This is a genomic window from Streptomyces sp. NBC_00306 (genome assembly GCF_036169555.1).
Classification (GTDB): Bacteria; Actinomycetota; Actinomycetes; order Streptomycetales; family Streptomycetaceae; genus Streptomyces; species Streptomyces achmelvichensis.
The window spans coordinates 4,701,865-4,728,251 of record NZ_CP108032.1 but is presented as its reverse complement, the minus strand read 5'-3'; the positions used below and the strand labels follow the sequence as shown (position 1 = coordinate 4,728,251).

Annotated in this window: 18 protein-coding genes; 7 read left to right on the top strand and 11 right to left on the bottom strand. The window is 72.2% G+C overall.

Annotated elements, in window-relative coordinates:
* Positions 1-598 precede the first annotated feature (598 nt).
* Positions 599-1,393 carry a C40 family peptidase gene (locus tag OHA05_RS21080; RefSeq protein ID WP_313944765.1) on the top strand — a complete coding sequence of 265 codons (795 nt, stop codon included), beginning with the start codon at positions 599-601 and terminating at the stop codon, positions 1,391-1,393.
* A gap of 405 nt (positions 1,394-1,798) precedes the next feature.
* Here OHA05_RS21080 and OHA05_RS21075 read toward each other — a convergent pair whose 3' ends face one another.
* Complete coding sequence (locus OHA05_RS21075) at positions 1,799-3,094, bottom strand: geranylgeranyl reductase family protein (RefSeq protein ID WP_313944767.1); 1,296 nt, start codon at positions 3,092-3,094, stop codon at positions 1,799-1,801.
* A gap of 96 nt (positions 3,095-3,190) precedes the next feature.
* On the opposite strand from OHA05_RS21075, the gene OHA05_RS21070 reads away from it, so the two are divergent.
* Positions 3,191-3,709 carry a GNAT family N-acetyltransferase gene (locus OHA05_RS21070; RefSeq protein ID WP_328861442.1) on the top strand — a complete coding sequence of 173 codons (519 nt, stop codon included), beginning with the start codon at positions 3,191-3,193 and terminating at the stop codon, positions 3,707-3,709.
* A gap of 136 nt (positions 3,710-3,845) precedes the next feature.
* On the opposite strand, the gene OHA05_RS21065 is transcribed toward OHA05_RS21070, so the two are convergent.
* The 5 genes from OHA05_RS21065 to OHA05_RS21045 form a co-directional block, all read right to left on the bottom strand.
* Positions 3,846-6,518 (bottom strand): zinc ribbon domain-containing protein, encoded by a 2,673-nt coding sequence (locus tag OHA05_RS21065; RefSeq protein ID WP_328861441.1) that lies wholly within the window; start codon positions 6,516-6,518, stop codon positions 3,846-3,848.
* 124 nt (positions 6,519-6,642) lie between these two features.
* Positions 6,643-7,338: a demethylmenaquinone methyltransferase gene (locus tag OHA05_RS21060; RefSeq protein WP_327681428.1), complete on the bottom strand. Its 696-nt coding sequence runs from the start codon at positions 7,336-7,338 to the stop codon at positions 6,643-6,645.
* A 30-nt stretch (positions 7,339-7,368) separates the two neighbouring features.
* On the bottom strand, positions 7,369-8,013 hold the full coding sequence (locus OHA05_RS21055; protein ID WP_443043737.1) for a hypothetical protein: 645 nt from the start codon (positions 8,011-8,013) through the stop codon (positions 7,369-7,371).
* 7 nt (positions 8,014-8,020) lie between these two features.
* Positions 8,021-9,220 carry a cyclic dehypoxanthinyl futalosine synthase gene (gene mqnC / locus OHA05_RS21050; protein WP_313944772.1) on the bottom strand — a complete coding sequence of 400 codons (1,200 nt, stop codon included), beginning with the start codon at positions 9,218-9,220 and terminating at the stop codon, positions 8,021-8,023.
* 92 nt (positions 9,221-9,312) lie between these two features.
* Entirely contained in the window at positions 9,313-10,962 is a 1,650-nt protein-coding gene (locus tag OHA05_RS21045; protein ID WP_328861440.1) for a serine/threonine-protein kinase, read from the bottom strand.
* 219 nt (positions 10,963-11,181) lie between these two features.
* Between OHA05_RS21045 and OHA05_RS21040 the strand changes: the two genes are divergently transcribed.
* The gene (locus tag OHA05_RS21040) at positions 11,182-12,219 is read left to right on the top strand and encodes an alpha/beta hydrolase (protein WP_328861439.1); all 1,038 of its coding nucleotides are present in this window, start codon (positions 11,182-11,184) and stop codon (positions 12,217-12,219) included.
* Between the two features lie 114 nt (positions 12,220-12,333).
* Here OHA05_RS21040 and OHA05_RS21035 read toward each other — a convergent pair whose 3' ends face one another.
* Complete coding sequence (locus OHA05_RS21035; RefSeq protein ID WP_313944775.1) at positions 12,334-13,212, bottom strand: menaquinone biosynthetic enzyme MqnA/MqnD family protein; 879 nt, start codon at positions 13,210-13,212, stop codon at positions 12,334-12,336.
* A 318-nt stretch (positions 13,213-13,530) separates the two neighbouring features.
* On the opposite strand from OHA05_RS21035, the gene OHA05_RS21030 reads away from it, so the two are divergent.
* Positions 13,531-13,734 carry a cold-shock protein gene (locus OHA05_RS21030; protein WP_003967102.1) on the top strand — a complete coding sequence of 68 codons (204 nt, stop codon included), beginning with the start codon at positions 13,531-13,533 and terminating at the stop codon, positions 13,732-13,734.
* A gap of 103 nt (positions 13,735-13,837) precedes the next feature.
* Here the strand turns inward: OHA05_RS21030 and OHA05_RS21025 are convergent, their stop codons facing one another.
* Positions 13,838-15,637: an AMP-dependent synthetase/ligase gene (locus OHA05_RS21025; RefSeq protein WP_328861438.1), complete on the bottom strand. Its 1,800-nt coding sequence runs from the start codon at positions 15,635-15,637 to the stop codon at positions 13,838-13,840.
* Between the two features lie 94 nt (positions 15,638-15,731).
* On the opposite strand from OHA05_RS21025, the gene OHA05_RS21020 reads away from it, so the two are divergent.
* The 3 genes from OHA05_RS21020 (at position 15,732) to OHA05_RS21010 (ending at position 18,539) form a co-directional block, all read left to right on the top strand.
* On the top strand, positions 15,732-16,772 hold the full coding sequence (locus OHA05_RS21020) for an AraC family transcriptional regulator (RefSeq protein WP_328861437.1): 1,041 nt from the start codon (positions 15,732-15,734) through the stop codon (positions 16,770-16,772).
* 105 nt (positions 16,773-16,877) lie between these two features.
* Entirely contained in the window at positions 16,878-18,026 is a 1,149-nt protein-coding gene (locus OHA05_RS21015) for a lipase family protein (protein ID WP_328861436.1), read from the top strand.
* Positions 18,027-18,119: 93 nt separating this feature from the next.
* Positions 18,120-18,539 carry a J-domain-containing protein gene (locus tag OHA05_RS21010; RefSeq protein WP_328861435.1) on the top strand — a complete coding sequence of 140 codons (420 nt, stop codon included), beginning with the start codon at positions 18,120-18,122 and terminating at the stop codon, positions 18,537-18,539.
* Between the two features lie 39 nt (positions 18,540-18,578).
* On the opposite strand, the gene OHA05_RS21005 is transcribed toward OHA05_RS21010, so the two are convergent.
* The 3 genes from OHA05_RS21005 to OHA05_RS20995 form a co-directional block, all read right to left on the bottom strand.
* Positions 18,579-19,883 (bottom strand): M1 family metallopeptidase, encoded by a 1,305-nt coding sequence (locus OHA05_RS21005; RefSeq protein WP_328861434.1) that lies wholly within the window; start codon positions 19,881-19,883, stop codon positions 18,579-18,581.
* Positions 19,884-19,930: 47 nt separating this feature from the next.
* Positions 19,931-23,995, bottom strand: coding sequence for a Pls/PosA family non-ribosomal peptide synthetase (locus OHA05_RS21000; RefSeq protein WP_328861433.1), 4,065 nt, complete (start codon positions 23,993-23,995; stop codon positions 19,931-19,933).
* 471 nt (positions 23,996-24,466) lie between these two features.
* On the bottom strand, positions 24,467-26,371 hold the full coding sequence (locus OHA05_RS20995; protein ID WP_443043736.1) for an AMP-dependent synthetase/ligase: 1,905 nt from the start codon (positions 26,369-26,371) through the stop codon (positions 24,467-24,469).
* Positions 26,372-26,387: the final 16 nt, after the last annotated feature.

Genomic DNA, 26,387 nt, shown 5'->3' with positions numbered 1-26,387 from the left:
CACAAGCCCGACTGCCCCGCATCCTATGCCTGCCGGTCTGTGATCTGCGACACGGGGTGCGACAACGCCTTTGTGATCTCCACCACCCGGCGAAGGATCATGAAGCCGGATGAGCGGTGATCTTCATACGCGAAGCGCCCGAGCGGTCACGAGAAGTGACATCCGCATGCGTTACCGCTGGTGGAAGGGGTGCGGGCATAGCAAGGCGGAGCCCGTTCGGGCAAATTGGCGATGGACCGCATCGGGTGATAGAGGACGTCTCGTCACCCGGGCGAGCGCCTCCGCGGACGAAGGTGGACGCGTGCACGCGTTCACGAACTTCCGGGGCCCCGAGAGGTGACCTTTCTGTGACCTGCGCCACTCGCTCAAACTCTCAACAAAAGCGGGCTTGGCCATCGGTGTGAAGCGATGGTAGGCGCCAGGCAATTCGGACCTTTTACGGAAAGCCCATGATCACAGCTGTGATCACGCATGCCCGGTTTGCCCGTTAGGGCGTCAATAAGGCGCCGACGGGAGCGGATTGAAAGGTTCCGGTCGTAACTGTGGCGCAACACACGTTTCTTGAAGGGAACCGGCTCCCCCTGATAGCGGTTGTCCCATGTCCCACACCGCTCACATACCCAGCCACCGGAAGCCCCGCCGGCGCAGCGCCTCGACGATGGCGCTCCGGGCCGGAGTTGCCGGTGGCGTCCTCAGCACGATCGCAGTGGCCGGAGCCGCCGGACCGGCCAACGCCGACCCGGTCACCGAGACCATTGAGATGCCCACGCTCACCGCCGGTCTCTCCCAAGCCGTCGCGCAGTCCGCCGAGGCGACCCAGCAGGTCGCTCTCGACCAGGAGTTGCAGGCACAGGAGGACGCCGCCGCCACGAAGGCCGCACAGGCCGCCAAGAAGGCCAAGGCCGAGGCGGTCCGCAAGGCCGAGGCCGAGAAGGCCGAGGCGAAGCAGCGTGCCGAGGCCGCTTCCCAGGAGCGCGCCTCCCGTACCAGCGAGCGTTCCACGCTCGCGGCGTACAGCAGCAACAGCTCGAACGCGACCGGCTCCGCCGCGACCGTGGTTGCCTTCCTCAAGGCCCAGCTCGGCGACGCCTACGTCATGGGCGCCACCGGCCCCAACTCGTGGGACTGCTCCAGCCTCGTCCAGGCCGCGTTCCGGCAGGTCGGCGTCGACCTCCCCCGCGTCTCGCAGGACCAGTCGCTGGCGGGCACCCAGGTGGGCACCAGCAACCTCCAGGTCGGCGACATCCTGTACTGGGGTGGCGCCGGCAGCGCGTACCACACCGGCGTCTACATCGGCGACGGCCAGTACCTCGACGCGGCCAACCCCAGCAAGGGCGTCGTCATCCAGGACCTGTCGGGCTACCCGGCGAGCGGTGCGGTCCGGGTTCTCTGACACCTGCAGCAGCCTTCTGAAGGGCCGTGGCTCCCGCCGGAGCCGCGGCCCTTCGGCGATCCCGTCTCCGGCCCTCAGGCGCCCAGCAGGGCCCGTCCCAGAGGGGTCAGGCCGTGCGGCACCGCCATCCCGGTCCGGACCATGTCCAGCGTGGACGATGACAAAAGGCGCAAAGTGGGCGGTTGCCGGCGCCAGTTCGGGCCCAGCGCGGTGAGCAGGGCGCCCACGGCGCCGTGCGGCAGCACCTCGGAGCGCGGCGCCCGGTCGGCCGGTCCGTCGGCGCGGACCCGCGGCCACCGCGGGGCGATCGACGAGGCGTGGCAGTGACGCGGTGAAGATCGTCAACGCCTGACGGTCGACGGCCGGGGCGCTCGGCCGCCTGCCGAGCGCCCCGGCCGTGAACGATCAGGCCTTCGGAGCCACCTTGGAGAGGCCGTTGATGATCCGGTCCATCGCGTCCCCGCCCGTCGGGTCGGTGAGGTTGGCCAGCATCTTCAGCGTGAACCGCATCAGCATCGGGTGGGAAAGGCCGCGCTGGGTCGCGATCTTCATCACCTTCGGGTTGCCGATCAGCTTCACGAAGGCGCGGCCCAGCGTGTAGTAGCCGCCGTAGGTGTCCTTGAGGACCTTCGGGTAGCGGTGCAGCGCCAGCTCGCGCTGGGCGGGGGTCCGGCGGGAGTGCGCCTGGACGATCACGTCGGCCGCGATCTCCCCGGACTCCATGGCGTACGCGATGCCCTCGCCGTTGAACGGGTTGACCAGGCCGCCCGCGTCACCGACGAGCAGCAGGCCCTTGGTGTAGTGCGGCTGGCGGTTGAAGGCCATCGGGAGCGCGGCGCCGCGGATCGGGCCCGTCATGTTCTCCTCGGTGTAGCCCCAGTCCTCCGGCATCGAGGCGCACCAGGCCTTCAGCACCTCGCGCCAGTCCAGCTCCTTGAACGCCGCCGAGGTGTTGAGGACACCGAGGCCGACGTTGGAGGTGCCGTCGCCCATGCCGAAGATCCAGCCGTAGCCCGGCAGCAGCCGGTCCTCGCCCGGGCCGCGGCGGTCCCACAGCTCCAGCCAGGACTCCAGGTAGTCGTCGTCGTGGCGGGGGCTCGTGAAGTACGTGCGCACGGCCACGCCCATCGGGCGGTCGTCCCGGCGGTGCAGACCCATGGCGAGGGAGATGCGGGAGGAGTTGCCGTCGGCGGCGACGACCAGCGGGGCGTGGAAGGTGACCGGGGTCTTCTCCTCGCCGAGCTTGGCCTCCACGCCGGTGATCCGGCCGGTCCGCTCGTCGATGATCGGGGCGCCCACGTTGCAGCGCTCGTGAAGCCGTGCGCCCGCCTTCTGCGCCTGGCGGGCCAGCTGCTCGTCGAAGTCGTCGCGCTTGCGGACGAGTCCGTAGTCCGGGAACGAGGCGAGTTCCGGCCAGTCGAGCTGGAGCCGCACTCCGCCGCCGATGATCCGCAGGCCCTTGTTGCGCAGCCAGCCGGCCTCTTCGGAGATGTCGATGCCCATGCCCACCAGCTGCTTGGTGGCGCGCGGGGTCAACCCGTCGCCGCAGACCTTCTCGCGCGGGAACGCGGTCTTCTCCAGCAGCAGAACGTCCAGGCCCGACTTGGCGAGGTGGTAGGCGGTCGTGGAGCCGGCCGGGCCTGCCCCGACAACGATCACATCCGCGCTGTGCGCCGTGTTCTTGGCGAGCGACTCGGTCACGGCGGGTTCTCCCGAAGACTCGATATTGCGTACCGGATGGCACTGGACATGTGCAGTCTATGGGGGCGTACAGATCAGCGACCGAAGGGCTCCCCCATGAGCAGGCTCCTCCCCGCCGTACAGCTCCGCGTGCCCACCGACGAGGACGCCGTCGCCTGGCACCGGGTCTTCGCCGACCCGGACGTCATGGAGTTCCAGGGCGGCAGGGCGGCCGAGTTGTCGGTGTACGAGGAGCTCACCGCACGCCAGCGCCGGCATGACGCGGAGCGCGGCTTCTGCTTCTGGACGATGCTCGACGAGCAGGGCGAGGTCATCGGTTTCACGGGCGCGCAGCCCTGGCCGCACACGCACTTCGGACCGGTCGGCGAGATCGAGATCGGCTGGCGGCTGGCACGGCGGGCATGGGGCAAGGGCTATGTGACGGCCGCCGCCCGCACCACGCTGGAGCGGGTACGGGCGGCGGGGGTCGGCCAGGTCGTGGCCATGGTCGACGCCGCCAACAAGCGCTCGATCGCGGTGACCGAGCGGCTCGGGATGCACTTGTCGGAGACGTTCACGGCCCCGGTGTCGAAGCGGCAGGGGTGCTGCTTCCGGCTGGACCTGGCAGAGGCCTGATCCGGCGGGCCGGGACCGGTCCCGGCCCGCCGGTCCCGGCCCGCCGGTTCCGGCGGTCCGGACCGAGCCCCGGGGCGGTCGGGCTCGTTCGGCCGGTGCGCGGCCGGGAGTTCGGCCGGTGCGCGGGGCGGTCCGGCTAGCTCGGCTTGAAGCTGCTGAGGGCGGTCGAGAAGACCACGTCGTTCTCGGTGTCCCACAGGTCCGCCCGGTCACCGGCGAGGATCGCGTACTCCGTGCCGTCGGCCGCCACGAAGGCCTGGTCGATGACATGGCGCAGCACGGTGCTCTTCTCCGGATCGGGGATGTTGGTGAACTCCCACAGCGCGCCGGGGCGTCCCTGGTAGGTGTTCCGGACCAGTTGCAGACGCTGGTAGCGGACCTCGGGGAGCGCCTGGCGCTTGCTCTCCAGGTCGACGAAGTTTTCGTAGGACGACATCGGCGCGTTCTTGATGACGCCGATCTGGAGGTACGAGCCCCCTGTGGGAGCCTCGTAGAAGATCTGGCTGCCGGTCTGCCGCCGCTGCCAGCCGTCCATGACGGCGACGGTGAATCCGGCGGGGTCGTTCTTGAGGACGAAGCCGGCGGGCAGTGCGCCGTCGGACGGCTGCGAGGGAGTCGCGTTCGCGCCGGGCGGCGTACTGGCACCCGGCCCCGCGGTGGGCTCCTGCGACGGAGCCGGGGAGGGCGAGGGGGACGCGGGCGCCGAGGGCGCCTGCGAAGGCGAGGCGGCGGGCTTGTCCGACGCACGGTCGGAACCGCCGTCGTCCTTCTGCAGGAACAGCACGCCGGCCGCGACACCGCCGCCGATGACGAACGCGGCGACGAGGGTGCCGGTCCAGACGAGCACCTTGCGCCGGCGCGCGGCGGCGGCCTGGTCGCTCCCCGGCGGGGGCACCGCCGCGTGCCCTGCGGCCAGGTCGAAGGTGTGGGGAGTGTGGGGTCCGTAGCCGGCCGGCACATAGGTCTCGGCGTCATACACCGGCACGGGAGCGCCCGGCCCGTGCGCACCGGGAGCCGCCGGTGCCCCCGGAGTTCCGGGCATCGGCGGACCGGCGGGAGCGCCTGCCGCGTCGCCCGCGGGCGGAACAGCGGGGGCAGCGGGCGGGACCGCTGGTGCGGCCGGGGCTGCGGATGCGCCCGGGGCCGCCGCGTTGTCCGGGGCCGCCGGACGCGGCTGTCCCGCCGGGGCGTCCCCGGTGGCCGGCAGATCGTGGCCCGAGGTCGGCGGCGGACCCGCGTCGGCGCCGACCGCGTGCCCGTCGGTCTCGTCCGGTCCCCCCTGGCCCGGTGCGCCGGCCACCGGCCAGGCGCCCGCGACGGTGGCACCCGCCGGGCCCGGCGTCATGGGGGGCGGCGGGTAGGCCGGCGGCGCCGACGCGTACGGCGGAACGGCCGGCTGCCGCCCCGTCAGTTTCACCGCGTAGGGAGCCAGAAGCACCGCACCGCCCACCCACAGCAGACCGAACAGGAGCGCGTCCGGAACGCTCGGGGCCACCTCCGAACGGCCCTGGCCGCCGAAGCCGCCCACGCCGCCCGAGACGTCCGCCGCGAGCCCGGTGAACCCCAGGAACAGCAGGAACAGGCCGAGCAGGAAGCCGCCGGTCAGCAGATGCTCACGGCGGTCCGGCGAGCGCAGGGCCGTCCAGATGCCGAGGGTCAGCGCACAGACCACACCGAGCGTCAGGGCCCCGGCGACCGCGCCGTTGCCCCACAGGTCGCCGATCTCCGACAGCCCGAAGGCGCCGCTCTCCGAGCTCGATCCGAAGCCGCCGGCCTCCCCCTGGACGTCGTACTCCAGCGGTACGCCCCAGCTCAGTCCGAGCACCGCGAACCCGATGTTGGGCAGGAAGGGCAGCGCGCCCAGCAGGGCCGTGCCGTCCACGTCGTCCTGCACCGCGTACACGATGTAGCCCACCACCGAGCAGAGCGCGATCACCGCGCCGAGCGCCCGCACCGCCGTGCCGAGGGCGCGGACCGCCGAGGCGGCGGCGGGGCGCATGCCCAGCCAGGAGGCGAGGTGGTCGCGCTGGAGGACGGCGCAGCTCACGACGAGCGAGATCGCCAGCGCTCCGAGCATCGCGAGCAGCGGCGACGAGGAGACCTCGACGCCGTCGATGTCGGGCTGGGCGAACAGTCCGAGGACGAGCACCGCCGCGGTGACCACGAGCGAGAGCCGTACGGCCGCCTCCAGTCCGGCACCGCGCGTACGCAGCATCCGGGCGCCCAGGTAGAGCGCGGCGACGAAGAGCAGCGTCACGGTGAGCGGCACCAGGGAGAGCGAGGCGCTGCCCATGGCGTCGGACGAGCCGAAAGCGTCACCGAAACCGGACCCGGAATCCGATCCGAAGCCGGAGTCGGAGCCGGAATCCGATCCGAAGTCCTCTCCGAAGGGCGATCCTCCTTCGGCGGCCTTGATCCCGAACCCGCCGCCGACCCCCTGGAGCAGCATCGCGAGCGCGATCCGCAGCCGTGCGACCCAGCCGACGACGACCTCGTCGTCCTGTCCGTACGAAGGGAACGCGAGGGCCACGGCCAGGACGAGCAGCAGCCCGGCCGGGAAGAGCGCGGCCTGCGCGGGCCGCGCCCAGTCGCCGCGCAGGACCCGGCCGGCGAACTGCCCGACGGGCGAGGGCCCGGCGGGAGGAGCCGGAAGCGCGGGAGCGGGCAGCGCGGTGGGAGCGGGCGGCAGGGCCGGGGGCACGGGCGGTGGGCCCGTCTCGGCTGCCGGGAGCCGCTCACGCCCGCATTTCATGCAGAAGCGTGCCTCGTCCGGGGACGGGGAACCGCAGTGCGGACAGTACGAGGCCATGGAGACTCCGGGACCGTGGGGAACGGGGCTGCGAGTGAACTGACACATCCTGCCCGCAGGACGGTTCCCGTCAACTCCCCCGTCGTTCTCGCCGGTTGCTCCCGCCGCTCGCGGCGCGTGCGGCTCAGGCCGGCTTGGTGCCCCGGTGCAGCGCCACGATTCCGCCCGACAGGTTCCGCCAGGCGACCTTCGCCCAGCCCGCGCGCTGGAGCTTCGCCGCCAGCTCGGGCTGGTCCGGCCAGGACTGGATGGACTCGGCGAGGTAGACGTACGCGTCGGGGTTGGAGGAGACCGCGCGCGCCACCGGCGGCAGCGCCCGCATCAGGTACTCCTCGTAGACCGTCCGGAACGGGGCCCATGTGGGGTGCGAGAACTCGCAGATCACGATGCGTCCGCCGGGCCGGGTCACCCGGTACATCTCGCGCAGGGCCGTGTCCGTCTCCTGCACGTTGCGCAGCCCGAAGGAGATCGTCACCGCGTCGAAGACGCCGTCGCGGAACGGCAGTCGCGTCGCGTCGCCCGCGGTCAGCGGCAGCCAGGCGTTGCGCTTCTTGCCCTCACGGAGCATGCCGAGGGAGAAGTCGCAGGGCACGACATACGCACCGGCCGCGCTGAACGGCAGCGATGAGGTGCCGGTGCCGGCCGCGAGGTCGAGGATCTTCTGCGCCGGACGCGCGTCCACCGCCTTCGCGACCTCCTTGCGCCACCGCCGGTCCTGGCCGAGCGAGAGGACGTCGTTGGTGAGGTCGTAGTTCGCCGCCACGTCGTCGAACATCGAGGCGACTTCGTGCGGCTGCTTGTCCAGGGAGGCTCGGATCACGCAGCCCATTCAAGCAGCCGTGGTGCACACCTAGGCGCGGCGGTACACCAGCCGGCCGCCGAGGACCGTCGCCACGCACGTCCCGGCGCCGTGCAGGCGCAGCGCCTGTGCGGGCGGCTCGTCCACGGGAACGTCGAAGACGGCGAAGTCTGCCGGCGCTCCGACCGAGAGCTCCCCGTCGAGCAGCGCGCTCAGCGGAAGGATCCGCAGCGGGTCGAGTGTGACGCCCTCCGTCGCCCGGACCGGCACGGGCTCGCGGACCCGCAGTCCGGAGCGGGCCACGGCGGTGCGGACGGGGGGCCGGCTGAAGGGACCGGTGACGGCGGTGACGCCGTGCCCGAGCATCCGCTGAAGCCCCCGGCGGGCGCTGCCGCCGAGGCGCTTGTCGTCCAGTTCCAGGGCCGCCAGGGCGTCCCCCGTCAGCGGCTCGGTGCCGAGCTCGTCGGCCTCCCGCGGGTCGGGGTGGTAGGCCGACTCCAGCAGGTCGACCGCCTGGGGGTGGCGCAGGCCCGGCACCAGCAGCCCGGGCCAGGTCCGCACCCGCGCCTGGGGACGCGCCGCGGTCATCGCGTCGTAGGGACCCATCTGCACGATGAGCCCGGCGTCGACGACGACCGCCCGCACGTCCTTGTGGCCGGCGAACGACACGGCGTCGGCCACATGGATCGTCAGCAAGGCGGTCTCAGTTGGCGCTCAGCAGCTTGAGCTCGGGGTGGGCCGTGCCGCCCTCGATCGCCGTGGAGGAGATGTGCGAGGCGACGCGGTCGTCGACCGGGTCGTTCGCCGGGTCGTCGTGCACGACGAGGTGCTCGTACGTCGTGGAGCGCTGCGCCGGGACGCGGTCGGCGGTGCGGATCATCTCGATGATCTCGTGCAGGTTGGAGCGGTGCTTGGCGCCGGCCGAGGAGACGACGTTCTCCTCCAGCATCACCGAGCCGAGGTCGTCCGCGCCGTAGTGCAGGGTGAGCTGGCCGACCTCCTTGCCGGTGGTGAGCCAGGAGCCCTGGATGTGCGCGACGTTGTCGAGGAAGAGACGGGCGATGGCGATGATCCGCAGGTACTCGAAGAGCGTGGCCTGCGTCTGGCCCTTCAGCTTGTTGTTCTGCGGCTGGTACGTGTACGGGATGAAGGCACGGAAGCCGCCGGTGCGGTCCTGCACGTCGCGGATCATCCGCAGGTGCTCGATCCGCTCGGCGTTCGTCTCGCCGGTGCCCATGAGCATCGTGGAGGTCGATTCCACGCCCAGGCCGTGCGCGATCTCCATGATCTCCAGCCAGCGCTCGCCGGACTCCTTCAGCGGGGCGATCGCCTGGCGCGGACGGGCCGGGAGCAGTTCGGCGCCGGCGCCCGCGAACGAGTCGAGGCCCGCGGCGTGGATCCGGCGGATGGCCTCCTCCGCGGAGACCCCGGAGATCCGGGCCATGTGCTCGATCTCGGAGGCGCCGAGGGAGTGGATGACCAGCTGCGGGTACGCCTTCTTGATCGCCGAGAAGTGCTCCTCGTAGTACTCGACGCCGAAGTCCGGGTGGTGCCCGCCCTGGAACATGATCTGGGTGCCGCCCAGTTCGACCGTCTCCGCGCAGCGCCGCAGGATGTCGTCGAGATCGCGGGTCCAGCCCTTCGCGGTGTCCTTCGGCGGCGCGTAGAAGGCGCAGAACTTGCAGGCCGTGACACACACGTTGGTGTAGTTGATGTTGCGCTCGATGATGTACGTCGCGATGTGCTCGGTACCGGCATAGCGCCGCCGCCGGACGGCGTCGGCCGCCGTTCCCAGTGCGTGCAGCGGGGCCGAGCGGTACAGCTCCAGCGCTTCCTCGGGCGTGATCCGACCGCCCTCAGCGGCACGGTCCAGCACGGACTGAAGGTCGGCCTTCTCGGTCACCGGGTGTCACCTTTCGGCGGTTTTTCGGAGCATCTGCGGGCCGCTCCAGCCTACGCCAGCCGCTTCGGGCGCCTTCCGGCCGGTGCCCGGAGTCAGTCCGTACGCTCCAGCGTGGCGCGCGGATCGCCCGCCCGCGGCTCGCGCGATGTGTACTGGACCCGGTCCCCGTCCAGGCGCAGCTTCACCGTGTGGGTGCCCGGTGTGCAGGTGTTGCCGGGTTTACCGCTGGAGCTGCCGTCGGCGACGAGCTCGGCGGTCGTCGCGCCGCGCAGGACGAGGTTGTCCTCGCAGGAGAGGTTGCCGAGCGCGTCGTACTGGCTGACCGTGCCGAACGTCGCGCCCGTCCTGCCCGCACGGATGACGACGGTGAAGGTCCCCGCCTCCAGTTCACTTCCCGCGAGGCTGACCTTGAAGGGACCCTCCCAGCTGCCGATGAAGGCCTTCGGTACGGCCGTCACCTTGTCCCCGGGCTCCTGAGAGGCCGAGGCGGAAGGGCGGGGAGTGGACGGGCCGGGGGTGGACGCGGCGCTGGAGCCCGGCGGTTCGGCCCCGGTGTCGGTGTTGTTCCCTCCGCCACCGGTGCCCGGCCACAGGTCCAACAGGAAGCCGCCGCCGATCGTCACCGCGGCCAGCGCGGCGGCGAGCGTCAGGGTCACGGTGCAGCTCACCCGGCGCCTGCCGGGCGGTGTCCCGGGAGGGCCGGCGGGTGGCGCGGCCGGCCCCGTCGCCGCACCGCCGGGGTGGGAGGGCAGCTGACCGACGGGGTCGACCGGCGGTCCGAACGTCCCGATCGCGGGGCTGCTGAAGGCCACCGGCCCCGACGCGGCGTCCGCCACGGCCTGGTCCGCCGGCTCCAGGTTCAGCAGCGTCACCGCGGACCGGCTCACCTGCTCGACCAGCGGTCCCGGCAGCCAGCCGGCGGCGACCAGCGCGGCGGCCCCGCCGGGCGCGAGCCGGCGCGCGATCTCGCCGGGTGACGGCCGCGCGGAGGGGTCCTTGGCGAGGCACTGGGCGACCAGGTCGCGCAGATCGCCCTCCAGACCGGCCAGTTCGGGTTCCTCGTGCACCACCTTGTAGAGCAGCGCCGCCGAGGAGTCGCCGGGGAAGGGAGCGGTCCCCGTCGCCGCGAACGCGAGGACCGCGCCCAGCGAGAAGACGTCGGCGGCCCCGGTGATGCCCTTGCCGAGGATCTGCTCGGGCGACATGTAGCCCGGCGATCCGACGGAGACGCCGGTGGAGGTGAGGGAGGCGGTGCCCTCGGTGGCGCGGGCGATCCCGAAGTCGATCAGCCGTGGCCCGTCGAGGGTGAGGAGCACGTTGGACGGCTTCACGTCGCGGTGCACCAGGTCCAGCGCGTGCACGGCCGCCAGCGCCTCGGCGAGACCCGCGCCCAGCACCCGTACCGAGTGGGCGGGCAGCGGGCCGTGTTCCGTCACCGCCTGGGACAGCGGGGGTCCGGCCACATATCCGGTCGCCACCCACGGCACGGACGCCTCCGGGTCGGCGTCGAGCACGGGCGCCGTCCACTGGCCGCCGACCCGCCGTGCCGCGTCGACCTCGCGGCGGAACCGGGCCCGGAACTCCTCGTCGAGCGCGAAGTGCGGATGGACGATCTTCACCGCGACGGTGCGGCCGCCGGCACTGCGCCCGAGGTAGACGCGGCCCATTCCGCCCGCCCCCAGCCGACCGAGCAGCCGGTACGCACCGATGCTCCGCGGCTCGCCCGGATCCAGCGGCTGCATCTGTACTCCCCCGGTTGTTCCACGCCTGTCCCGCCCGCCCCTGCTGCTCATCAGGGTAGGCCCCGGCGTGTCCGGCATCACGGGGATTGCCCGCGCCCGGTGGCCAACCGATCCCGGGTACCGGCCGTCTCCCAGGTCGCCGTTCGCGCAGCTTGTCCGAAAAGATGCCTGCGCCCCGCCCGCGCCGCCGACTGCGCCGGAACCCTCGGAGCTCCCTGCATGAATCGCCTCTCCCGCGCCCTCGTGACCGCCGCCGCCCTCGGCTCCGTCCTGCTCGCCACGGGCTGCTCCGACGAGGGCGAACCGGTGAGCTTCGACGGACCGGCCGTGACGGCCCCCACCGGCAGCGGTGGCGCGCAGACCGGAGGCGGGGCGGCAGCCGAGGCCGCCGCCAAGACGCTGCTGCCGACCGGCCCCAAGGCCTCCTTCACCACCCAGAACACGCTGGACGACGGCACCCGGATAGGCGTCACCACCCTGGAGGGCAGGAAGTCCGGCTTCACGGGCAAGGTCTGGGTGTGGGCGCCCGAGCAGTACTTCGACGAGAAGTACGCGAGCAGCGGCTTCCCCGTCCTGATAGCCCTTCCCGGCGGCAACGGCTATCCGAACAACTACTGGATGGGCACGGACCTGGGGCTCCAGAGCAGCATCGCGAAGTGGTCGAAGGAGGGAAGGAGCCTTCCCTTCATCGTGGTGATGCCGGTGCTGAACCCGGACGCGGAGAACTACTACGACGGCAGCGACATACCCGGGCAGCCGAAGATGGGCACCTGGATGACCGAGGACGTCCCCGACTTCGTGAAGGCCAACTTCCGCACCTTCACCAGCCGCGACGGCTGGGCGTTCATGGGCTCGTCATCGGGCGCGTTCGTGGGCCTGAAGTCCGTGCTCCAGCGGCCGGACCGGTTCAAGGCCGTCATCGCCTCGGGCCCGGACACCGTGCCGGACTCCCCGCTCTGGTCGGGCCATGAGCCCCAACGGCAGGCCAACAACCCGGAGAAGCTCGCCGAGGCGCTCGGCGCGAGGCCGGACACCGGGGCCAACGCGGTCTATCTGGCGTTCCAGGTGGGCACGAAGGAGTCGGGGGTCGCGCGGGTGAAGAAGTTCGTGCGCGACTACGGCAAGGGCCCGGTGAAGACCCGCCTCCAGGTCATCCAGGACGGCGAGCACAACGCCAAGACGTATGTGCAGGGCATGGGGGACGGATCCATCGAGTGGATCAGCAAGCACATGCAGGCGCCCGTCCCGACGTCCTGAGGATCGGCCCGCCCTGTGGATCAGCGCGCGCCCTGCGGGCGTGGATCAGCGCGCGCCCTACGGACCTCGCGCGCTGAGACGATCACACGGCCCGGCGGTCACCCGGGCCGACGGTCATCGGGCGCCGAGCAGTTCGACCGTCACGTCCGACGGGTAGCCGGTGGCCGGCCCCGTGCGGCGGGCGAACTCGCGTACCCCGGCGAGCTGGTCGGGGCCGAAGCGGAAGTCGAGCGTACGGAAGTACCGCTCCAGCAGCTCCGCGTCGAAGGTCTCCCAGCGTGCGGCCTGCTCGGAGACCTTGGCGACCTCCTGGAGGGAGAGATCGCGGGAGGCGAGGAAGGCCTCGTGGACCTCGTGCACCATCTCGGGCTCGCGGGCCAGATAGTCCTTGCGCGCCGCCCACACCGCGAAGACGAACGGCAGCCCGGTCCACTCCTTCCACATCTTCCCCAGGTCGTGGACCTGGAGGCCGAGCCGCGGCGCGTCGTGCAGCGAGGCGCGCAGCGCGGCGTCCCCGATCAGCACGGCGGCCTCGGCCTCCAGCATCATCTGGCCGAGGTCGGGCGGGCATGTGTAGTAGTCCGGAGTGACCTGGTACTGCTCGGCCAGCAGCAGCTGCGCCAGGCGTACGGAGGTGCGGGAGGTGGAACCCAGCGCGACCCGCGCCCCGGAGAGCTTCTCCAGCGGCACCTGCGACACGATCACACAGGACATGACCGGTCCGTCACAGCCGACCGCGAGGTCCGGAAAGGCGACGAGCCGGTCCGCGTTGCGCAGGAATTCCACGAGGGTGACGGGCGCGATGTCCAGATCACCGCGCACCAGCTGCTCGCTGAGCTTCTCCGGGGTGTCCTTCGACAGCTCGAGATCGAGGAGGGTTCCGGTGCGCGCCAGCCCCCAGTACAGAGGGAGACAGTTGAGGAACTGGATGTGCCCCACACGGGGGCGGCTGCGACGGTGGTCGGCTGCTGTGCTTTCTCCAAGACTGTCCACATCGCGAGGCTAGACCTGTGGAGGCCGGCGCGACGCGCCGGGGGCGTGCGCGGCACGCGCCTGGCGGCCACGGGGACGCCGCCCGCGCCCCTCCCGAGCTGCGATTCGTCAGCAGACCAAGATCTTTTCAAACGTCCGGGTGACGTGATCTTTCCCTCTACCGCTGTGAACACCCTGCGTGCTAGGCTCGACGCAAGTTGCAGTTTGGTTTCCCTTGCAGTACAGAGCCTGCGGAGCATGTGACCCGCAGGCTTTTGTAGTTTTCAGACTTGTTTGCAGGTTCTGGAGCAGGGCAACCCTTTGGCCCAAGGAGGGCTTATGGCTACCGGAACCGTCAAGTGGTTCAACGCTGAAAAGGGCTTCGGCTTCATCGCCCAGGACGGCGGCGGCCCGGATGTCTTCGTCCACTACTCCGCGATCAACGCGTCTGGCTTCCGCTCCCTCGAGGAGAACCAGGTCGTGAACTTCGACGTCACTCAGGGTCCGAAGGGCCCGCAGGCGGAGAACGTGACCCCGGCCTAATCAGCCATGGGTCGTCGATCGCGCACGACTTAGCAGTACCAAGGAGCCCTGCCCCGCACGTCCAGTGCGGGGCAGGGCTCCTGCCTTGGGTCCGCCGGTCGCCTCAGCCGTCGCCGTACAGCCCGTCGATGACGTCGGCGTACCGCTCCAGCACGGCACGGCGGCGGACCTTCAGGGTGGGCGTGAGCACTCCGTCCCCGATCGAGAAGTCCTTCTCCAGCACGGCGAACGCCCGGATCCGGGCCGGCCGCGCCACCTGCGCGTTCGCCGCGTCGACCGCCTCCTGGACCAGGGATCGGACGGCTGCCGGATCCGCGTCGCCGGTCTCCAGCGGGTCCACCGTGATCAGGGCCACGGGATAGGGCCGACGGTCCCCCACCATCACGGCGTGCGACACATACGGCGAGCGCTCGATCGCGAGCTCCACCTCCGCGGGAGCCAGGTTCTTCCCGGCGGACGTGATGATCAGGTCCTTCTTGCGCCCGGTGATGCTCAGATAACCGTCCGGGTCGAGCGAGCCCAGGTCCCCGGTGTGCAGCCAGCCCTCGTCGTCGAGCACCTCCGCGCTCGCCCCGGGGTTCGCGTGATAGCCCGGGAAGACCATCGGCCCGCGTGCCAGGACCTCCCCGTCGGCCGCGATGCGCACCTCGCAGCCGGCAATCGGGCGCCCGACCGTCCCGCGGCGCTCCGCGCCCGGATGGTTCAGCGAGATGACCCCGCCGGACTCGGTCATCCCGTACCCCTCGTACACGGCGATCCCGCAGGCCCGCAGCAGGTCCAGGGTCCCGGTCGCGATCGGGGCCGCGCCGGTGAGCCCCCAGCGCAGCCGGCCGCCGAACGCCGCCCGCACCAGGCCGTAGAACTGCTCGTCGGCCTGCTTGTACGCGTCCGTCAGCTCGGGCGGCAGCACGCCGTCCGCCGCCAGCAGCCCGATCCGTACCGCCTCCTCCAGCCACTCACGACCGCCCTCCCGCGCCCCGGCGAGCGCCAGCACCGAGGCGTGGACCTTCTCGAAGAGCCGGGGCACGGAGGGCAGATGAGTGGGCTGGGCCTGGGCGAGTTCGGCCACGACGTTCTCGATGCGGCCGCCGAAGTAGCAGAGCTCGCCGCCGTAGATCAGCGTGCTGAACTGCGTCAGCTGGGCGAGCACATGCGCGAGCGGGAGGTAGAGGTACGTCCGGTCGCCCGGGCCGCCGTCGACCAGCGGCAGCGTCGCGTCCTGTATCGCGCCGAGGTTGCCGTGCAGCAGCCGGCAGCCCTTGGGCGGGCCGGTGGTGCCGGAGGTGTAGACGATCCCGGCCTCGTCGTCCGGCCGCACGCGGCGGGCGCGGGCGAGCAGCGCTTCCAGCGGTGCGGGTCCGGGCAGCGCGAGAAGCGCGGGCCGCTCCCCCGCCGTTCGCGTCCCCGCCCCGGGCCGCTCCCCCGCCACCGGCCGCGTCTCCGCCCCGCGCTGCGTTTCCGACCCGGTCTGCGGGTCCATCAGCACCAGGTGCCGCACCGCGGGCAGCGTGTCCCGCAGCGACTCCACCCGGTCCGCCTGCGCCGCGTTCTCGCAGATCACCACCGACGCACCGGAGTCGCCCAGCACCCAGCGCAGCTCTTCGGCCCCGGCCGTCGGGTAGACGGGCACCACGACCGCACCGGCCGCCAGGGAGGCGAGGTGCGCGTACGTCCACTCCGGCCGGGTCTCGGCGAGGACCGCGATCCGGTCCCCGGCCCGCACGCCGAGGCCCATCAGCCCCTGCCCGACCGCCCGGACGGTGTCGCGCAGTCCGGTGTAGGACACCGTGTGCCAGGAGCCGTCCCGGGTGAACCGCAGCGCCGGATGGTCCGCGTACCGGTCGGCGGTCCACTCGGCGAACACCGCGAGCGTGCCGGGCCGTTCCCGCTCTTCACCTGTCATGCACCGAACGTAAGGACGTGGCCACCGCCGGTGGCATGACGGAAACCGTCACGCCCGCTGACCCCACCGCTCAACCCCGCTACCGTCGATGACCATGGGGAAGCGGACGATCACCGTGCACCATGTGCGGGCCGTGCTGCGTGGGGCGGAGCGTCACGGCCTCGACACCGTCCCGCTGCTCCAGACCGCCGGCATCCCCCCGCTGCTGCTGAGCGACGACCGGGCCCGCGTCACCGCCGACCAGTTCGGCCTGCTGTTCCGGGCGCTGTACCGGGCGACCCACGACGAGTTCCTCGGTCTCGGCCCGTCGCCGAGCCGCCCGGGCACCTTCGCGATGATGTGCCACGCCACGCTGGGCTGCCGTGATCTGGGCGCGGCGATCGAGCGCGGTGCCGCCTTCTACGGGCTGTTCCCCGGCGGCCCCGACCTCGCCCTCACCCGGGACGGCGACGAGGCGGTGTTCGTGGTGCGCAACGACCTCGGCCGGGACGAGGACCGCTTCCTCGCCGAGTGTCTGGTGGTCATCTGGCACCGCCTGTGCAGCTGGTTCATCGGCCGCCGCATCCCGCTGCTGCGGGCCGGGTTCGGCTACCCCCCGCCGCCGCACCACGACGAGTACCCGTACCTCTTCGGCTGCCCCGTCCGCTACGGGGAGCCGGTGACCACGGCCGTCTTCTCCGCCCACTGGCTGGCATCGCCGCTGCTGCGGGACGAGCCGGCGCTGGAGAAGATGCTGCGGGCCTCGCCGTTCGAGCTGCTGAGCCGGCGGGAGTACGCGGCGACCGTCGGCGAGCAGGTGCGCCGCGCGCTCGCCCGCTCGCTGCGGGCCTCCCCGAGGCTCCCCTCGCTGGACGAGACCGCCGCCCGGCTCGCGGTCAGCCCGGCGACGCTGCGGCGAAGGCTTCAGCAGGAGGAGACGTCCTACCGGCAACTGAAGGACGCGGTGCGGCGGGACGCGGCGATCGCCGGTCTCGCCGAGGGGAACGAGCCGATCGCGGAACTCGCGGCCCGCCTCGGTTTCTCCGAGGACACCTCCTTCCACCGGGCGTTCCGCCGGTGGACGGGGACGACACCGGGGGCGTACCGCGGACAGGCCGACGTCGTTGATCACGACGGGTCGGCCGACGCGAGTTGACCCGAAGTCAGTGAAGCTGAGCTGCCCGGTCAGGACGGAACTTACTCACGGGTCACTACCTTTCCGTCAACTGCCCAGCATCACTGGACCGTTGGGAGAGCCGCAATGCGTGTACCCACCCGGGTGCTGGCCGTCATGGCCGCACTCGCCCTCTCGGCAGCCACCCCCACAGCGTCCGCGGACGACACGTCGGCCGCAGGCCCCGGCGACATCGTCGGCTCGGCGCCGAGCGCTTTCCATCCCCTGCCCGGACAGCCCACCGCGACCAAGGCCTGGCGGATCACCTACCGCTCCACCACCGCCGACGGCGCCCCGAACACCGTCTCCGGCACGGTGATCGTCCCCCAGGACGGCCGCGCCGGCCCGCGTCCTCTGGTCACCTACGCGGTGGGCACCGTCGGCCTCGCCGACAGCTGCGCACCGAGCGCCGGATTCCCCACCGGCACGACCGTCGAGGCCAATCTGATCCAGCAGCTGACCCTGCGCGGCTGGGCCGTCGCGGTCACCGACTACGAAGGGCTCGGCACCCCGGGCGAGCACACCTACACGGTGGGCCGCTCGGCCGGCCACGCCGTGCTGGACGCGGCCCGCGCCGCGATCGCGCTGCCGGAGGCCGGCCTCTCCGCCGACTCCCCCGTCGGGATCATGGGCTACTCGCAGGGCGGACAGGCGTCGAGCTGGGCGGCCGAACTGCACGGCTCGTACGCCCCGGAACTGAAGGTCAGGGGCACGGTGACCGGCGGCGTACCCGCCCGGCTGACCGGGCTCGCCCCCGTACACGACGGCTCCTACGGATCGGGGCTGCTGTTCATGGCGGCGGCCGGCCAGGACGCGGCCTTCCCCGAGCTGAAACTGGACTCGTATCTGAACCCGGCGGGCAGGGCGCTCATCTCGTTCCTGAGCAACAACTGCGTGGCCCTCGACACCACCGTCGGATCCTTCAAGAAGATCTCCGAGATGACGGTGCGCAATCCGCTGGAGACCCCGCAGTGGCAGAAGCGGCTGCACGAGTCCGACCTCGGCTCGCGCCGCCCCGGCCATCCCGTGTACCTGTACCACGCGCTGGCCGACGAGCTGATCCCCTACGGCCAGGGGGCGCAGCTGCGCAAGGATTGGTGCGCGAAGGGCGCGAACGTGAAGTGGCGGACGATCGTGCTCGGCGAGCACGTCACCGGAGTGATCACCGAGGCGATTCCGGCGGCCAATTGGCTGGCGGACCGGTTCGCGGGACGGGCGGCTGCCGGCAACTGCTGACGCCGCCGGGGGCGGGGGTGGCCGGACCACGGCCACCCCCCTTCGTTTTCCCGGCCCGCCTACGATGGAGGGACCGAGACGGGAGGTCGGGACGTGACCGAACGAAAGCCCCCGGGCGTCAGTTTCGAGTCGTGGGTGGACAAGCAGATCCGCGACGCGACGGAACGGGGTGACTTCACCTCACTGCCCGGCTTCGGGAAGCCGCTGCCGGACGACAAGGCGCCGTACGACGAACTGTGGTGGGTCAAGAGCAAGATGCACCGTGAGGGCGTCTCCGTCCTGCCGCCGACACTGGCGCTGCGCAAGGAGGCGGAGGACGCCCGGGACGCGGTGGACCGCGCCACGACGGAGTCCGAGGTCCGGCGCATCCTGACCGGGATCAACGAGAAGATCACCGCCGCGATTCTCCGTCCGCCGCCGGGTCCGCCGCTGGGGCGCAAGCCGTTCGACATCGACGCGGTCCTCACCGAATGGCGCGCGGCCCGCGCGAAGGACCGGCGCGCGGAGGGCTGAGGGGCCGGGCCCCGACACCCGCGCCGCCGAGCGGCCGGCTCAGCGCTGCCGCGGCAGCGGCGGCAGCTTCGGCTCGTACAGCCACGTCGTGAACAGCTTGTCCAGCGGGCGCGGTGAGTGCTCGCGGGCCAGCGCGATGAACTCCTCCGTCGTGACCACACCGTGCCGGTGCGTCGACGTCCACTGCCGCAGCAGCCCCACGAAGGCCGCGTGCCCGATCTCCATGCGCAGCGCGTGCAGCGTCAGCGCACCGCGTTCGTAGACCCGGTCGTCGAACAGCCGCCGCAGACCGGGGTCGGCGATGCGGACGTCCTGCCGCAGCAGCGCCAGGCGCGCCCGGGACTTCGCGGCCATCGCCGACGCGGAGGGGCCGCCCGACATCTCGGACCACAGCCACTCGGCGTACTTCGCGAAGCCCTCGTTGAGCCAGATGTGCCGCCAGTCGGCGACCGTGAGGCTGTTGCCGAACCACTGGTGGGCCAGTTCGTGCGCCACCAGGCGTTCGCTGCCGCGCCGCCCGTCGACGTGGTTCGCGCCGAAGATGGACAGGCCCTGGGCCTCGACCGGCACGTCCAGTTCCTCGTCGACGATCACGACCGCGTAGTCGTCGAAGGGGTAGGGCCCGAACAGGTCCTGGAAGACGGTCATCATCTGCGGCTGGCGCGCGAAGTCGCGCCCGAAGCGCCCGAGGAGCGAACGCGGCACGGCGGCGGGCTGCGGCACGGCTCCCGCGTGCGGGACGTCGACCAGTTCGTAGGGCCCGATCTGCACGGTCGCGAGATACGTGGCCATCGGGGCGGACTGCTCGTACACCCAGGTCGTCGTGGAGGCGCTCATCGTGCGCGAGGTGAGCGTGCCGTTCGCAATCACCGTGTACGGCGTGGGCGCCGTCACCGCGATCCGGTACACGGCCTTGTCGTCGGGGCGGTCGTTGCAGGGGAACCAGGACCGGGCGCCGTGCGGCTGGGAGGCCACCAGCGCGCCCTCGTCCAGCTGCTCCCAGCCGAGGTCGCCCCAGTCACGGGTGCGCACGGGATGCGGCACTCCCGTGTAGCGCACCTCGACGGTGAAGCCGGCGCCCGCCCGCAGCGGTCGCGCCGGACGTATCCGGAGTTTGTCCCCGCGGTGTGTGTACCGGGCCGGGCGGGCGCCGTCCACCAGCACCTTGCTGAGCCGGAACTGCCCGAGGTCGAGGACGATTTCGGGCAGCGCGCGCTCGGCGACGGCGGTGATCCGGGCCCGGCCGGACAGCCGCCCGGTGTGCGGGATGTAGTCCAGCTCCAGGTCGTACCGCGTCGTCCCGTAACCGCTGTCGCCGTGCTGCGGCAGATACAAGTCCGTCACCCGTGCGTCCTTTGGGTCTTGCGTGTACTGCGCTGTCGCGCCCGTGCTCACTTCCGCCATGCCGCGATCGGGTTGCCCAGCCAGCGGCTGTCCGCGGGCACGCTCTCCCCGCGCATCACCAGCGACGCCGGACCGACGGTGGCCCGGTCGCCGATCACCGCGCCGGGCAGCGCGATGCCGTGCGGGCCGAGTGTCGCGCCCGCTCCGAGAACGACATTGTCCATGCGCATGATCCGGTCATGGAAGAGGTGGGTCTGGACGACGCATCCGCGGTTGACGCTCGCGCCGCTGCCGACGCTCACCAGGTCCGCCTCGGGCAGCCAGTAGGTGTCGCACCAGGCACCTCGTCCGATGCGGGCGCCGAGCCCGCGCAGCCACAAGTTCATCAGCGGGGTGCCGGCGCTCGCACCGACCAGCCACGGCACGGCCAGCACCTCGACGAAGGTGTCCGCGACCTCGTTGCGCCACACGAACGACGACCACAGCGGGTGCTCGACGGCCTTGAACCGGCCCACCAGCAGCCACTTCGCCGCGATCGCCACCAGGCACGCCACCACACCGGCGGCGAACAGCACCGCTCCGCCGGCCAGGATGGCGACGGTGAATCCGTACCGGGCCGCCAGCAGTTCGAAGACCGCGAGCCCGAGGACGGCGAGCGCGACGCTGCACATCACCGGCACGATCCGGCAGAGCTCGACGCAGGCGCGCGCCCACTTCAGCCGGGCGGGCGGGGCGAAGGTACGGCTCTGGTCGCTCTCCTCCGCCGAACGCGGCAGCTTCATCGGAGGCATACCGAGCCAGGACGAGCCCGCCTTGGCCCGCTTCGGGGTCGACGACAGCACACCGACGAGACCCCGCTTGGGCACCCGGCGCCCGGCGGCGGTCATCCCGGAGTTGCCGAGGAACGCGCGCTTGCCGACCCGGGCCTCGGCGATCCGCAGCCAGCCGCCGCCGAGTTCGTAGGAAGCCACCAGTGTGTCGTCGGCCAGGAACGCGCCGTCGCCGACCGTGGTCATCGCGGGGAGTGCGAGCACCGTCGACGCCTCGACGCCGCGGCCCACCTTCATGCCCAGCGCCCGCAGCCACACGGGCGTGAACAGGCTCGCGTAGAGGGGGAAGAGATGGACGCGCGCCATGTCCATCAGCCGCTCGGTCGCCCATGCCTGCCAGGCGATCCGGCCGTGCACGGGGTGATGGCCCTCGCGCAGGCCGACGCCGAGCGTACGGACGCCGGCGACGATCAGCAGGGCGTAGCCGGCCATCGCCACCAGCGTGGCGAGCGGTACGGCGGTGAGCGCGGCGGCCAGGGCGTCACCGAGCCCGTGGGTGCCGTCCACGAAGGCGCCCATCACCAGCAGCGCGGGCAGCGCCGCGAGCGCCGGCAGCAGGCTGAGGAACAGCGAGGTCAGGGAGTAGACGGCGGTCCAGCGGCGTCTGCGCCGGGGACGGCCTTCGGGGAACCGGCGGTTGGCCTTGCCCTTGCGGGTGGCCGGCACACCGGACCAGCGCTCGTCGGCCGGCACGGTCCCGGTCACGCCGGACCCGGGCGCGATCTCGGCGCGCTTGCCGATCCGCGCGCCGGGGAAGAGCGTGCTGCGGGCGCCGACGGTGGCACCGGCGCCGATGCGTACGGCTCCGATGTGCAGCCGGTCCCCGTCCAGCCAGTGGCCGGAGAGGTCCACCTCGGGTTCCACGGCGCTGCCGCGGCCGAGCCGGAGCATGCCGGTCACCGGAGGCAGGGAGTGCAGGTCGACGTCCTCGCCGATCCGGACACCGAGCGCGCGGGCGTAGTAGGTGAGCCAGGTGCCCGCGAGGTTGGTCGCACCGCTGAGCTCGGCGAGGCGTTCGGCAGTCCACAGGCGCAGATGGGTGCCGCCGCCGCGCGCGTACGTCCCGGGGCGCACCCCGCGCAGCAGCATCCGCGCGCCGCCGGCGGCGATGACGATCCGCCCGGCCGGGCTGAGGAACAGCAGCCAGCCGAGCGCCACCCACCACCAGGAGACGGTGGGGGCCCAGGGCAGGGCGACGACGTTGTTGACGGCGGCCGCGACGACCGACCAGCGCAGTCCGGTGACGGTCAGCAGCGGCAGCATGAGCAGAATCTGCGCGATCCCGGTCCTGCGCGGCACCGGCCGCACCGGGCGGGCCTTCGTGCTGCGCGGGGAGGTCCGCTCCAGCGTGAGCGCGAGGGCTCCGAGCGTCGGGTTCTGGTAGATGTCGCCGACGGACCCGGTGGCGTACTGCTCACGGATCCGCGAGACGAGCTGTGCGGCGGCGAGACTGCCACCTCCGCCGGCGAAGAAGTCGGCGTCGGGCCCGCTCACCGGCACGCCCAGGAGGTCGGTCCACTGTTCGGCGAGCCAGGCCTCGGTCTCGGTGAGCTCGGCGGCCTGAGCGCTGTCGCCGGTGCCGGTGTTCGGCAGCGGCCAGGGCAGGGCGTTGCGGTCGACCTTGCCGGAGGTGCGGGTCGGCAGATCGTCGACGACGGCGATGAGCGGGACGAGCGCGGCGGGCAGCTCCTTGCGCAGCCGCGCGAGCGAGTCGTCGAGGTCGAACGCGACGGCGGCGTCGGGCACGGCGTCGGCATCGATACCGGCGTCGGCGTCGGCGTGGTCGATATCGGCATCCGCGGCGGCCGGTGCATCGGCGGGCGCGTCCGTTCCCTGAGCCACGGCCTCGGCGCCCTCGGTCTCCCGCACCTCGGCGGAGTCGTCGAGCACGTCCGCGGGCGTCACGCCGTCCGGCGCCGCCGGTACGACGTAGCCCACCAGCAGCTGATGGCCCGCACCGGTCGTGCGGACCGCCGCCGCCGCGCCTGCCACGCCCGGCAGCGCCTGGAGCGCCGCGTCGATCTCGCCCAGCTCGATACGGCGGCCGCCGAGCTTGATCTGCTCGTCGGCGCGGCCCACGAAGAGCAGGCCCTCCTCCTCCGCGCGCACCAGGTCACCACTGCGGTAGGCGCGGTCCCAGCCGAGTGCGGGCAGGGGAGCGTACTTCTCGGTGTCCTTCGCCTCGTCCAGGTAGCGCGCCAGGCCGACGCCGCCGATCACCAGCTCGCCGGTCTCGCCCATCGCCACGATCTCGCCGCGGCCGTCCACGACGGCGAGCTCCCAGCCGTCGAGCGGCAGGCCGATGCGCACCGGGCCCTCGCCGGTCAGCGGGGCCGCGCAGGCGACGACGGTGGCCTCGGTCGGGCCGTAGGTGTTCCACACCTCGCGGCCGGGGACCGCCATGCGTTCCGCCAGCTCGGGCGGGCAGGCCTCACCGCCGAAGATCAGCAGACGTACCTCGTCGAGCGCTTCAGCGGGCCACAGGGCCGCGAGTGTGGGGACCGTCGAGACGACGGTGATGCGCTGTTCGACGAGCCAGGGGCCGAGGTCGAGTCCGGTGCGGACGAGGGAGCGGGGGGCGGGCACCAGGCAGGCGCCGTGCCGCCAGGCCAGCCACATCTCCTCGCAGGAGGCGTCGAAGGCGACGGAGAGGCCGGCCAGGACGCGGTCGCCGGGGCCGAGCGGGGCGCCGGTGAGGAAGAGACCGGCCTCCGCGTCGACGAACGCCGCGGCGTTGCGGTGGGTGACGGCGACGCCCTTGGGCTTGCCGGTGGAGCCGGAGGTGAAGATGATCCAGGCGTCGTCGTCGGGCGCCGGCCTGCGGCCGGTGTCGCCGCCGGGGGTGCTGCTCGGGACGATGGTGCGGCCTTCGCCGATGACGGCGCTCACCGCGGCCTCGGTGAACACGAGGTCGGCGCGCTCGTCGGGGTCCTCGGCGTCGACGGGGACGTAGGCGGCGCCGGCCGCGAGGACGGCGAGGATGGAGACGTACAGGTCGGCGGTCCCGGAGGGGACGCGTATGCCCACCCGGTCGCCGGTCCCCGTGCCGGTCTCGGCGAGCTGCCGGCGCAGCGTCTCGACCTCGTCGAGGAGCGCACGGTAGGTGAGGGGTGCGACGCCGTCGTCGACGGCGAGAGCGTCCGGGTGGCGGCGGGCGGTCTCGTCGAGCATGTCGACGAGAGTGCGCTCGGGTGCGGCGCCGCCGGCGGTGTAGAGCGCCGGGGAGGGCGCTTCGGCCAGAAGGGTTTCGAGGAGAGCCGGGGTCTCCGGGGCGACGGTCATGCAGTCCGCCGTTCGCCGGCGGACAGATCCCCGGGACCGCGCTCGCCCCGGTCGACACGCGACGGCCTGGTACGCATCTCTCACTCTCCCTCGGTCGTGGAGTGCGCTGCGAATCCCCGTTCCGCGCACGGCAAACGAGGAGTTTATCCAGCGTTGACCCGACTCGCCTGTTGTCCGGGGCACAAGGCCGGTAAGTGGCACTGCCCTGCCGGACCCCCGACAGGTGGGCATCGTCGCAGCTCGCCCCGGGGAGTCGGGAACCGCGGAAGGCGGCCTACCCGCGCGTAGAGATTTGTCCGGCTGTGGCGAAGCGCACGCACGAATCGGCCCTAATCCCCCTCCGCAGGGTGCCGGTCACGTCACCCCGGGTGACTCCGGAGCGCTTTTCCGGACCCATGGTCCGCACGACCCGCGCCACGGCGCACGGACGCGGTGTCATCGCTGTCGCGGTGTCGTCGCGGTGTCGCGCTGTCACCGGCGGTACAGGCCCTCGATCTCCGCCGTGAAGTCACGCGCGATCGCGCTCCGCCGCAGCTTCAGCGACGGCGTCAGATGGCCGCTCTCCTCCGTGAAGTCCCCTGCCAGAACATGGAAGCGGCGGATCGACTCGGCCCTCGACACCAGCCGGTTCGCCTCGTCCACCGCGCGCTGGAGCGTCGCCAGCAGGTCCTCGTCCACGGCCAGTTGGGCCGCGGTGAGGTGCTGCTTCTTCTTCATCCGGCACCAGTGCGCGATGCCGTCGGGCTCCAGCGTCAACAGGGCGGTGACATAGGGGCGGTTGTCGCCGACCACCATGCACTGGCCGATGAGCGGGTGGGCGCGCAGCCAGTCCTCCAGCGGCGCCGGGGCGACGTTCTTCCCTGCGGAGGTGATGAGGATGTCCTTCGTGCGACCGGTGATGGTCAGATAGCCGTCGGCGTCGATCGAACCGAGGTCGCCCGTGGCGAACCAGCCGTCCCGGGTCACCGGCACGATCGCACCCCGCTCCCGGTCCCAGTACCCGCTGAACACCTGGCCGCCGCGGAGCAGCACCTCGCCGTCGTCGGCGATCCGTACCGCTGTTCCGGGCAGGGGCCAACCGACCGTGCCCATCCGGGGCTTGAGCGGCGGCGTCACGGTGGCCGCGGCCGTCGTCTCGGTGAGCCCGTACCCCTCGAAGACCTGGACACCGGCTCCGGCGTAGAAGGCGGCGAGGCGGCGTCCGAGCGGTGAACCTCCGCAGATCGCGTACCGGACCTTGCCGCCGAGTGCGGCACGGATACGCCGGTAGACCAGCGGGTCGTACAGCGCGCGGGCGGCTCGCAGGGACCGCGAGGGCCCCGGTCCGGTGCCGTGGTGGGCCGCCTCCACCGCCTCCCCGTAGCGCCGGGCGATCCTCGCCGCCCGGTCGAACGACGAGGCCCGGCCGAGCTTTTCGGCCGTCGCGCGGCCGGTGTTGTAGACCTTCTCCAGGACGTAGGGAATGGCGAGCAGGAACGTGGGCCGGAAGCCGGCCAGGTCGGCGAGCAGGTCCTCGGTCCGGATGGAGGGTGCGTGCCCGAGCCGCACGCGGGCCCGCAGACAGGCCACCGCCACCATCCGCCCGAACACGTGGGACAGCGGCAGGAAGAGCAGCGTGGCGGCGGGTTCGCGGCTCAGCGACCGGAAGACCGGGTGCAGCAGCTCGATCGCGTTGTCCACCTCGGCGAAGAAGTTCCCGTGGGTGAGGACACAGCCCTTGGGGCGGCCGGTCGTTCCCGAGGTGTAGAGCAGTGTCGCGACCGACTCCGGCCCCAGGCCGCCCCGCCGCGCGGTGACGACCGTGTCGGGTATCTGCGCGCCCGCCTTCATGAGCGTGTCCACCGCGCCCGTGGCGAACGCCCACAGCCGGGTGAGGTCGGGCAGTTGCTTGCGTTCCTGGCTGATCAACCGCGCCTGGGCGGTGTCCTCCACGACGCACGCGACGGCTCCCGAGTCCTGGAGGATCCAGCGGGCCTGGAACGCGGACGAGGTCGGGTAGACGGGGACGGTGATCAGCCCGGCGGCCCAGGCCGCGAAGTCGAGCAGCGTCCACTCATAGGTCGTACGGGACATGATCGCGAGCCGGTCGCCGGGCCGCAGCCCTTCGGCGATCAGGCCCTTGGCCACCGCCAGCACCTGGTCCGCGAACTCACCGGCCGTCACGTCCTTCCAGTCGCCGCCGGGGCCCTTGCGGCTGAGGACCGCGTCGGCGGGCGCCTCGCGTGCGTTGTCGAAGGGGATGTCGGCGAGCGAACCGTGGCGGACGACGGGCACGAGCGGCGGCAGAAGGACCTCGCGTACGACACCGCCCTGAAGGCTCTTGCTCGGCTCGACCGGTTCGGCGGTCACGGGCGACTCCTTGTGCGCGTGGGACATGCGGGGGGGGCGTGGC